The sequence below is a fragment of the Mesorhizobium sp. genome (assembly GCF_004962925.1).
Classification (GTDB): domain Bacteria; phylum Pseudomonadota; class Alphaproteobacteria; order Rhizobiales; family Rhizobiaceae; genus Mesorhizobium.
On sequence record NZ_SUEO01000240.1, the window covers coordinates 1 to 9512 of the forward strand.

A 9512-nucleotide genomic window follows, 5' to 3' on the forward strand; every position below is an offset into this window, starting at 1 on the left:
GCCTTGCGCTGGCGGGACGGCTTGACGAAGCGCGAAACTTTTCCGCCGCGCTGCGCAAGACGCTGCCGAACTACTGCGCCGACGATTTTATCGGCACCTTCCGCTTCGAGCCCGACGCCGAGGCCATGTTTCGGCAAGGCGCAAAGCGCATCGGGCTAGGCTGACCCAACCCAGGTCGGGACGGTGCTTTCGAAGCGAACGAGCCCGAGCCATGCCTCCGTCCGACACTACTTCAACCGATCGTGGCAGCGGTCCGGCTCCTTCTCGGCGCGGATAACTGAGTGCACTTTACGACTCAGCTATGTATCTTATCGGAGCTGACCTTCTCGGGAGGCTAATGCATGTTGCCCAAGAGTGCGCAGCGGCTTTGGGATGACGACATGCACGTATGGGCGTCTTCAGACGCGTGCTTCAGCTGCGCGAGCGGACATGGCATGAGGACAGGATGGCAACGAACCCCAGGAATGACGTCGGTAGCCGGGTAAAAGTCCAAACGCGCGCAAAAGAGCGAGAGCGCATCGTCCGTGCTGCGGACAGTGTCGATCGGGTCTACGCGGCGATCAAGGAATTCGCGGTCGACTATCGTTTCCGGCCGGGAGAGAAGATCAACGAGGTCGAACTCGCGGCTGAACTTGGCGTAAGTCGCACGCCGGTGCGCGCGGCTCTCAACAGATTGCAGCGCGACGGCTTCGTGGCATCCGTTCCGAACAAGGGATTCTATGCCCGCGAACTCACGCCGGAAGCCGTGCGCGATCTCTACGAACTTCGCGCGGCGATCGAGCGGGCCGCATTCGTCCTGGCCTGCGAGCGGGCAACGGACACCGAGATCCAGGCGACGGTCGACGCATGGACGAAGCATAGCAGCCTGAAGCGTGAAGGGTCGTGGGCGAAGGTTGCCGTTGCCGATGAAAGTTTCCACATGGCGCTAACGCAATTGTCGAAGAATGCGCAGATGGTCAACGCGCTCGAGGGCCTATGTTCACGGATTCGCTTTTTCCGGCGCATCGATCTGGAGTCCATGCCGCGCCGCAGCCACAGCTACCAGGAGCATGAAGCGATCATTGATGCCCTGCGCCGTCGCGATGCCGCGGGCGGGGCAGCCCTGGTCGAAAAGCACATCACGCTGAGCTCAGCGCATGCAATGGAAGTGGCGACACGCGGTCTCGCGCGGATCTTCTTTGGGACGGCCGCGTGACCAGAACATTGATGCGCCGCTAGCGGTTGGTTGTGGCCTTGTGGATTCCAGATTACATTCTAAAGTGTACTCACTTTATAATCTCATGTCGGGTACAGAGGGACGCCATCAGTGCGTGCAGGACTGATATTGGCAATTGGCTTGCCGCCGATCCTCACCATGGCCGCCGATCCGTTCGTCGGGTGGGTTGTTCTGCTCTCCAGTGATCCGGAGGCATCATGCGCATAGTGGTGCTGGGTGGCGGCGTCGTTGGTGTCACGACAGCCTATCAACTCCAAAGGGACGGTCACGACGTCGCGCTCATTGAACGCAATGCGCAGGTCGCCGCTGAAACGAGTTGGGGCAATGCCGGTATGATCGCGCCAGGCCATTCCTTTGTCTGGTCGTCCCCCAAGGCGCCGATAACCTTGCTGAAATCGCTGGTGCTCAAGGACCAGGCGCTGCGCTTCAAGTTCTCGGCGGATCCGCGGCTCTATACGTGGTCCTGGTTGTTTCTCATGGAATGCACGGCCGCCAAGGCGCGGCGCAACACGCTGCTCAAGCATCGCCTCGCCGCCTACTCGCAGGCAGTGCTGCGCGAGGTCGTTGCCGACGAGCGAATCGACTACGACCGTAACGATCGCGGCATCGTCTATTTCCACCGCAGCCAGCAGGCGCTCGACAACGGTGTCGAGCATATGAAGCTGCTGCAGTCGGACGGACAAGAGATCGAGGTCCTCGACCGCGACGCGATCGTCGCGCTCGATCCGTCTCTGGCGTCCGCCAAGGACAAGATTGCCGGCGGCATCTATTGTCCGACCGACGAGACCGGCGACCCGGCAAAGTTCACCAGGGCCCTCGCCGCCAAGATTATCGCCCGCGGCGGCGCCATCCACACAGGCACGACGATCACCGGCATCGAAACATCCGGCGACGCTGTCGCGCAGGTGCTCACCGACAAAGAGCCTTTCAGGGGCGATGCCTATGTGCTTGCGCTCGGGAGCCACAGTCCTGTTCTGGCAAGGAAGATCGGCATTCGACTGCCGATCTACCCGATCAAGGGCTATTCGCTGACGATCCCGATCGGCAATCGTCCGCTGCCGCCGACCATCGGCTCCGTCGACGAGCACAATCTGGTCGCCATCTCGCGCTTCGACGACCGCATCCGCGTCACCGCAACGGCGGAGTTCGCCGGCTACGACACCAGCCATAAGCCCACCGATTTCGCCTTCATGAAAGGCGTTGCAGAGGACCTCTACCCCGACGGCGCCGACTACCATCGCGCGGAAATGTGGGCCGGTCTGAGGCCCATGACGCCGAACAATCTTCCCGCCTTCGGACGGCAACGCTTGCGCAACTTCTTCCTCAACACCGGGCATGGCCACATCGGCTGGACCATGTCGCACGGGTCGGCCCGGATCACCGCCGATCTGATCGCCGGCCGGGCGCCGGCCATTCCAATGGATGGTCTTTTGAACCGACTTTGAAAGGGAACGCCATGTCTCTCGACAATGTCATGTCTCTCAACATCGCCGCCACGCGCCTTGCGTCCTCCGGGCCGATTGACCTCGGCGTGCTGCCATCGGAACTCGACGGCGGTCTGGCGTCACGCGCGGCGATCGGCCTTGTGGTGCTGGCCACGGATCAGACCCTGGAGCATGAATTCCGCGCGCTCGTGCGCCAGCCCGGTGTCGCCTTCTACGAATCCCGCGTGTTCAGCGACAACGACATAACGACCGACACTTTGCGCGCCATCGGTCCCAGGATCGCGCCGGCCGTCGACCTCATCTTGCCGAGCATTCCTCTAGACGTCGTTGCCTTCGGCTGTACCTCGGCGACGATGACGCTCGGCGAAGAGGCGGTTTTCGCGGAGATCAGGAAGGCACGGCCAAATGTCGCCTGCACCACACCCGTCACCGCCGCACTTGCGGCGTTCAAGGCTCTCGACGTCAAAGGCATCGGCCTGCTGACGCCCTACGCGCCGCAGATCAATGAAGACCTCGTCGCCTATTTCAACGGGCGCGGCGTCGACGTATCAGCCGTCGCGACCTTCGACCGGCGCGACGATCGCGATGCCGCCCGCATCTCGGTCACGTCGATCGAAGCCGCGGCCGAGCGGATGGCTGTCACGCCGGGGGTGGATGCGGTCTTCGTATCATGCACCAGCCTTCGCATCGCCGAAGCGGCCGCCGGGCTCGAGCAGCGCATCGGCGTGCCGGTCACGTCCAGCAACCACGCCATGGCCTGGCACTGTCTGCGGCTCGCCGGGATCAATGACGTCGTGCCCGCCGGAAGGCTTTTTGGATTGCCAAGCAACTGACTGGTGATCGCCTTGCACTGACGGGGTAGCTTGACGAGGCACAAATTTTTCCGCTGTCCTTCGCGGCCAGCAAAGCCGCGTTCGTTGCAGCTAGATGCCGAGCATCGTCTTGGCTTGGTTGAGCGCGGCCTCTGATCCTGCATGATCACCGGCGGCGTGCAATGTCTCGCCTTGGGCGCGCAGTTCTTTGACCTTGGCCATATCGGCCTCGGAGAGGGTGGCGGTCGGCAACGCCGCGTCGATCGCGGCCATGATGGTCGGGCATGAATTTGCAAAGGCTGTCGCAGGAACGACCGCCAGGAAAACCGCAAGCGAAATTGATCGTAACATGGACGTTTCTCCCTTGCCGGAACACGCTGCGTCGGCGACCGGCGTAGGAAATGGTACAGCGAATGCCCGAACCTGCCAATCACGATGATGCCGCCGGGTTGAGGCAAGCTGCGGTCGGCCGGGTTTTCTCGGGGTTTCGGAACCTTTCATCACGGCTGGTCGCCACCAACGTCGTCTCCTCCGAAGTCGACGCCAGGTTCGCGGCAATCGTCAGATCGTCGCAAAATTCCTTGACCAGAGCGGATCAGGTGGGCTGCACCGATTTGACGTTGCCGTCCGTATCCACCAGGCAGCTTGTCTTCTTGCCACCGGCGTCGAGTTCGACCTGATAGGTTTTGGAATCGAGCTTGCTCGACGAAACCGGAAGTATCTTCGTGCTGTCGACGCCGCTCGCCTTGGCGGCCGCGTCGGCGCAAAGAAGCTGAAGGTCCGCCGGGGCCGTCTCGACCTTGGTCCTGGACATCTGTTCCTGAGGCGGCGGCGGCGGCGCGCTGACACAAGCGCTCAGGGTCCCCACCAAAAATCCAATTGCTGTTGCCCGGATCGAAGTTCTCACTGCACATTTTGCCGACATTGCTTGGTCCCTCTCCGAATGCCGCTTCCCGGCTTCACACGCCCTTGTAAAGTGCCGCCCCCTGCATGAGAACGATGACCTTGGCTCCAACTTTGACGCGGGATGCGAGATCGGTGATGTCGTCGTTCCTCATCCGGATGCACCCTGATGATACGTCGAGTCCGATCGTCCAGGGCTCTGGCGTGCCGTGTATCCGGTAGATCGTGTCCTGGTCACGCTCATACAGATAGAGCGCCCTGGCGCCGAGCGGGTTGTCCGGCCCTCCCGGCATGCCTCCCGCATGTTTGACCGCGTTCGGATCACGAGCGACCATTTCGGCCGGAGGCGTCCAGGTGGGCCATTCCGCCATGCGGCCGACGCGCACGATTCCGGCCCATCCAAATCCCTCCCGGCCGACGCCGATACCGTAGCGCATGGCCCGCTGACCCGGCTGCACAAGGTAGAGAAAATGCTGGTTGCCATCGATGATGATCGTGCCGGGCACTTCCGCGGTGCGGAACTTGACCATCTGCGGGCGAAACGCCTCCGGCACTTCATTATGCGCGGCATAGTATTTGCGCGCCTTGGTGCGGTCATAGTCCACCCATTTGCGGGTTTTCGGATCGAAAACCTGTGTTCCCGCAGCCAGCGCCGCCACGGCGACAAGACCGAACGCTACCGCGACAATTGCCGTCAGGGAGCGCCACTGGAGAATGGCGCGTCCCACGATCATCAGCTTGCCGTTCATGGATTTGCCCACCCGTCCACCCGAGCGCCCTGCGCGGCAACCCATTGTTTGGCGTACTCGTAAGGATCCTGACGCTCCACCTCGAGCGCATAACTCATCTTCGCGGCGTCCTCGGGCTTGAGCGCGACCCGTTCCAGGAACTCGACCACCTTCGGATATTTTTTGCGCAGTGAGGTGGCGTAAGCGATATGGAAATGTGCGGTATCCCATGACACTGGCGCGCTGGACTTCGAGACCCAGAGCGGGTCCTCGGCAGGCAGCACAATCTTCCACTTTGCCGGGTCAAAAGGCGGCTCGGTAAGCCGGACAATGTCGTGCAGCTCAAACACGTGATGCGGTGCGTAGCAGGCAAACACCATCGGATGAGCCGTGGCGACCGCGGCATCGACAGCCGCCATTCCGACGTCCTCCGGCGTCTCCAGCAATGTCATTGTCTTGGCATAGCCATAGCTGTTGGCGCGGACACGCTCGATAGCCGTCGAGGACCAACCCTCAGCGCCAATCCACAGTTCCCCATGCCCGTCCCGATCAGTGTCCAACGCGGCAGTTTTGCGCGGGTCGGTGAGGTCCGAAATGTCGCGAATGCCAAACTTGTCGGCAGTTTCGCGGGTAGCGCAAATGCCTTGCCATGCCGGCACGCCGATGGGACTGATGGCTACCGTGCCGGCACCGTCCACATACTTCTTCACCAGATTGTCGAGGTTGGGCAGCCACATTTCGGGATGAATATCCACCTCGCCCGAATCGAGGCCGGCAAAGGCAATAAGCGTCCCCATCTCGCGCACATCGGCATCGAGACCGAAATGTTGCTTTAGGCTGACCTTGAGAATGTTTGCCGTCGCCTGGCCCGACGGCCAGTTCGGCATTGCAATGACGAGATCGGCCGCGTGGACCGGAACCGCCAGCATCGTCAATGCCCCAGCGACATCTTCCGCAGGCACCGCCGAAATCGGTTGTGCATTTCTTTCCCCCTCGCTTCGGTGCTGAAACGAACCGGGACGGGAACAATCTGTCACGGCAAGCACCGGGTTGTGACACCAGCCCCATCTTCTGACGGCAGCTGCTGAAGGTGCGACAATGCATTCGCCAAAGAGAGCGCCGTCACATGCCGCCCCCGCACGCTACTCGATGACATTCCGTATGGGAAGATGCTCAAAACGCGGCCGCCGCGCCCCCACTGCGCCTCTACGCGGCACGCCGCAGCGTTGAAAAAAGTGGAATAAGTGAGCAGCGTTTCTTTCGACCTGCGCAACGGATTGGGCTCGGTTAAAAAAAGATACCGACAATAGATCGGGATACAGGCAATTGTATAACAAGCGGGTTCGTCGTAGTCTTTTTTCGATCTGCATAAATGCATAACAACGTGGCATATTACTTGCAATAACATCCAGCAAAAAGAATAAAACAGACTTTCTGTGCTGGTGTCTTGCTGTCAATCGAATTTCAGTATCTGCTAAGATAGCCGGCATTGGTTCTGAATTATTAAGCATTTGCAAAATTCAACCCGCGATACTGCAATTTTTCCTTGCCTACGCCGACTTCGGATGCAACTTTCTGCCAACAGCAGCCGCGTCAGTGGGTTGCTGGCATGCTTGGGCGGACGGGCGCGAAGCATGGAGAGGGAAATCGACATTCGCTAATGCGGCCCCCCGTGGGGAGCGTTTCCCCTCGACGTAAGAAATCACGACAGCCAGCGGCTAAGTCTTCGAATGCATGGGCCACGGTCTGGCTCTTTCGAGGCCGGCGAAGCTCTGTCCTCCTCGGATGGGCACCAATCAGCGATCAGATCAGGAAAGAGCGATGAGGAAATCAACCTTGACAATCGTGCTCGCGGGCACTTTCGCGCTTACGGCGTGCCAGTCGTCATCCAACCCGGAAGTTCAGGCGCGCAACAGCGAGTTCGGCTGCATCGCCGGTACGGTCGGTGGCGCGATCGTGGGCGGCCTGATTGGCAGCACCATTGGTGGTGGAACCGGACGTGTGATCGGTTCAGCGATTGGCATCGGCGGTGGTGGCTACCTCGGCAATCGTCTTGCCTGCGGCTGAGACGAGAAGAAGGGACAAAACAATGAAATCCATAATTGCGACGACAGCTTCCTTGCTCCTGCTTTGCACCGGCGCGGCCACGGCACAGCAGTCCATGTACGAGGGCCACCAGGACCAACTCGATACCGATGACAGCGGCGCGGTGAACCGGCAGGAGTATCAGGCCTTCATGTCCAAGGCCTTCGAAAAGCTGGATGCCGATAATAACGGCGCTCTCAGCCAAGCCGAAACCGCCGACGTCCTGAACGCCAATCAGTTCGCAGCGACCGATGCGAACGGGAACGGCCGTGTCAGTCGGGACGAATTCATGAACCGGGTGATGAAGGACTTCGCGGCGGCCGATAAGAGCGGGGACCAACGCCTGCAATAGTCTTCGGATACGAACGATCCCCCAGCCGCCAGGCAGTCGGAGGAATGAACCATGAAATTCGTAATCTATGCGACCCTGGCCACTGCTTTGATGGCGATCGCCGGATGTACCACCGACGACGGCTACGATGGCTGCCGCGGATCCGGCTGCCTGGTTGATCGGCCTCATAAACGGGACCGAAAGATTGATGACCGGCCGCAGTTCGACAGGAATGGCAATCCCAACTTCGATACGCGCGGCCGTTACATCGGCTGCCGTGGGCTGGGGTGTAAAGTCGACGATCCTGATGACGGGGATCAAAGCATCGACGACAGACCGCAGTACGACAAAGAGGGCAATCCGAACTTCGATACGCAAGGCAACTACCAAGGCTGCCGCGGCATCGGCTGCGAGGTCGATACACCGGACAATGACAGTTCGTCGGACGAGGATAGTTCATCGGGCGATGACGATTCCGATTGATGGCCCCCGCAGCGAACAAGGAAGGATAGCCACTCATGTCTGAATTGAACGGTCTCATCCGTCGGCGTGCCAAAATCGTCATGGTCGGCCTTGCGGGGTTGGGAATGGCGCTGACGTCCGCTTTCGCCGCGAATAGCGCCTGTGACGGTGTAAAGGTCGAAGTGACGAAGGCGCGCAAGCAGGAATATGCCCCTCTCGTCGTCTCGGCGATGACCAACAAGTTCAAGCCCGCTCAGGCGAAGTTCTTCACGATCATGGAGAGCGGCAACTGGAGTGCCGCCTACGTCTCCACGCCGGTGAGCGACGACGGCGTGATGTTCTTCCAGACGGTCAACGGAAAGAAGCAGTTTCGCGACGTATGGGGCGGATATGCCGACCCATCGGAAAAACCCGAACTTGTATCCTGGGCAAAGAAGCTCGGAGCGCCGCAAGACCTGGCAAAGTGTTTTGCCGAAGCAGTCACGGAATGACGGCATGACCGCCAAGGGTTTCACACAATAGCGGAGGAGATTCTAACAATGGCCAGAAGACACGCTTTTCTCTTTGCGCTGGGGCTGATCTCAGCAATCGGTGCCGGATCAGCGTCCGCGCAATCGGCTGCGGAGGTGAACAGCAATCTGGACACGCTGTTCGGAAGTCATGCGCCGTACCAGACCTTCTTCGACAAGTTGAAAAAAGCGGTCGGTTCCGATGACAAGGCGACCGTTGCCGCAATGGTCGACTATCCGTTCCAGGCCCGCATCAAGGGAAAGGCCGTGAAGATCAAGGATCAGAAGCAGTTCTTGACCGACTACGACCAAATTATCACCCAGAAGGTGAAGGGTGCTGTGACCAAGCAAACCTATGCGACGCTTTTTGCGAACTGGCAGGGTGTTTCCATCGGCGATGGAGAAATCTGGTTCAGCGGCATTTGCAGCAACGAAGCGTGCAAACAGCAGACGGTCAGGATCACCGCCATTAACGACTGATGTCGCGATAGAGGAGAGGGAAAGCCGGTGTTGATCGCCCGCAGCAGAGTTCAGCCTTTCACGACGATCAAATTTCTGGCGGCCACGACGGCAATGCCGACGGCGACTTTGCCAGTGGCGTTGCTCGGCGCGGGCGTCGTTGCAGGGTCAATCATGCGCGCGCTGGCAGAAGCGCTGAGGCGTGCTGGTGTCATCCGCTGAGCGGATACGAAAAGAAAGTGGCTTCGAAATCGAGGATTAGGCATGCGAGCGAATTTCAGACCGTTCAGAGTTCTGGCGGCGACAACGGCTCTGAACGCGCCTTTACAACAGACCGCCACGCTCCGGTTGCAAGGCCGTGATATCCGCCATTTCGCGTCTCAATCCCTGAAATCCACCGGCGCGATTTTGGTGGCAGATTTGCCGGCCATGCTCGTAAGCCTTGGCGCTGTCACAGGCACGGCAAGCGTCGCATTGGCGGACATCGCCGCCGATCCGACCGTGATTCCACTCCAGCACGTGCGAAACCAGGAAGCAGATATGAACCGACTCGGTATCATGG

The 9512-nt window shown here is 60.1% G+C and carries 13 protein-coding genes; 9 read left to right on the forward strand and 4 right to left on the reverse strand.

Annotation, left to right across the window (positions count from 1 at the left end; genetic code table 11):
* Window positions 1-445: 445 nt before the first annotated feature.
* From E5W87_RS30580 to E5W87_RS30590, 3 genes are all read left to right on the forward strand, one after another.
* The gene (locus E5W87_RS30580; RefSeq protein WP_292406189.1) at window positions 446-1195 is read left to right on the forward strand and encodes a GntR family transcriptional regulator; all 750 of its coding nucleotides are present in this window, start codon (window positions 446-448) and stop codon (window positions 1193-1195) included.
* A 218-nt stretch (window positions 1196-1413) separates the two neighbouring features.
* The gene (locus E5W87_RS30585; RefSeq protein WP_292406192.1) at window positions 1414-2661 is read left to right on the forward strand and encodes a D-amino acid dehydrogenase; all 1248 of its coding nucleotides are present in this window, start codon (window positions 1414-1416) and stop codon (window positions 2659-2661) included.
* An 11-nt stretch (window positions 2662-2672) separates the two neighbouring features.
* Window positions 2673-3494: an aspartate/glutamate racemase family protein gene (locus E5W87_RS30590; protein ID WP_292406195.1), complete on the forward strand. Its 822-nt coding sequence runs from the start codon at window positions 2673-2675 to the stop codon at window positions 3492-3494.
* A gap of 90 nt (window positions 3495-3584) precedes the next feature.
* Here the strand turns inward: E5W87_RS30590 and E5W87_RS30595 are convergent, their stop codons facing one another.
* From E5W87_RS30595 to E5W87_RS30610, 4 genes are all read right to left on the reverse strand, one after another.
* The gene (locus E5W87_RS30595) at window positions 3585-3824 is read right to left on the reverse strand and encodes a hypothetical protein (protein WP_292406197.1); all 240 of its coding nucleotides are present in this window, start codon (window positions 3822-3824) and stop codon (window positions 3585-3587) included.
* Between the two features lie 244 nt (window positions 3825-4068).
* On the reverse strand, window positions 4069-4287 hold the full coding sequence (locus E5W87_RS30600) for a hypothetical protein (protein WP_367118893.1): 219 nt from the start codon (window positions 4285-4287) through the stop codon (window positions 4069-4071).
* 145 nt (window positions 4288-4432) lie between these two features.
* Entirely contained in the window at window positions 4433-5125 is a 693-nt protein-coding gene (locus E5W87_RS30605; RefSeq protein ID WP_292406203.1) for a L,D-transpeptidase, read from the reverse strand.
* On the reverse strand, window positions 5122-6033 hold the full coding sequence (locus E5W87_RS30610) for a glycine betaine ABC transporter substrate-binding protein (RefSeq protein WP_292406206.1): 912 nt from the start codon (window positions 6031-6033) through the stop codon (window positions 5122-5124). Before E5W87_RS30610 ends, E5W87_RS30605 begins: the two co-directional genes overlap by 4 nt.
* Window positions 6034-6925: 892 nt before the next feature.
* Between E5W87_RS30610 and E5W87_RS30615 the strand changes: the two genes are divergently transcribed.
* The 6 genes from E5W87_RS30615 to E5W87_RS30640 form a co-directional block, all read left to right on the forward strand.
* Window positions 6926-7171 (forward strand): hypothetical protein, encoded by a 246-nt coding sequence (locus E5W87_RS30615; protein ID WP_292406210.1) that lies wholly within the window; start codon window positions 6926-6928, stop codon window positions 7169-7171.
* Window positions 7172-7193: 22 nt separating this feature from the next.
* On the forward strand, window positions 7194-7541 hold the full coding sequence (locus E5W87_RS30620) for an EF-hand domain-containing protein (RefSeq protein ID WP_292406215.1): 348 nt from the start codon (window positions 7194-7196) through the stop codon (window positions 7539-7541).
* Window positions 7542-7592: 51 nt separating this feature from the next.
* Entirely contained in the window at window positions 7593-8003 is a 411-nt protein-coding gene (locus E5W87_RS30625; RefSeq protein WP_292406217.1) for a hypothetical protein, read from the forward strand.
* A gap of 35 nt (window positions 8004-8038) precedes the next feature.
* Window positions 8039-8473 carry a hypothetical protein gene (locus E5W87_RS30630; protein ID WP_292406220.1) on the forward strand — a complete coding sequence of 145 codons (435 nt, stop codon included), beginning with the start codon at window positions 8039-8041 and terminating at the stop codon, window positions 8471-8473.
* Window positions 8474-8521: 48 nt separating this feature from the next.
* Entirely contained in the window at window positions 8522-8971 is a 450-nt protein-coding gene (locus tag E5W87_RS30635) for a hypothetical protein (protein WP_292406223.1), read from the forward strand.
* Between the two features lie 243 nt (window positions 8972-9214).
* The coding region (locus E5W87_RS30640) for a hypothetical protein (protein ID WP_292406226.1) at window positions 9215-9512 on the forward strand (298 nt) is incomplete at its 3' end.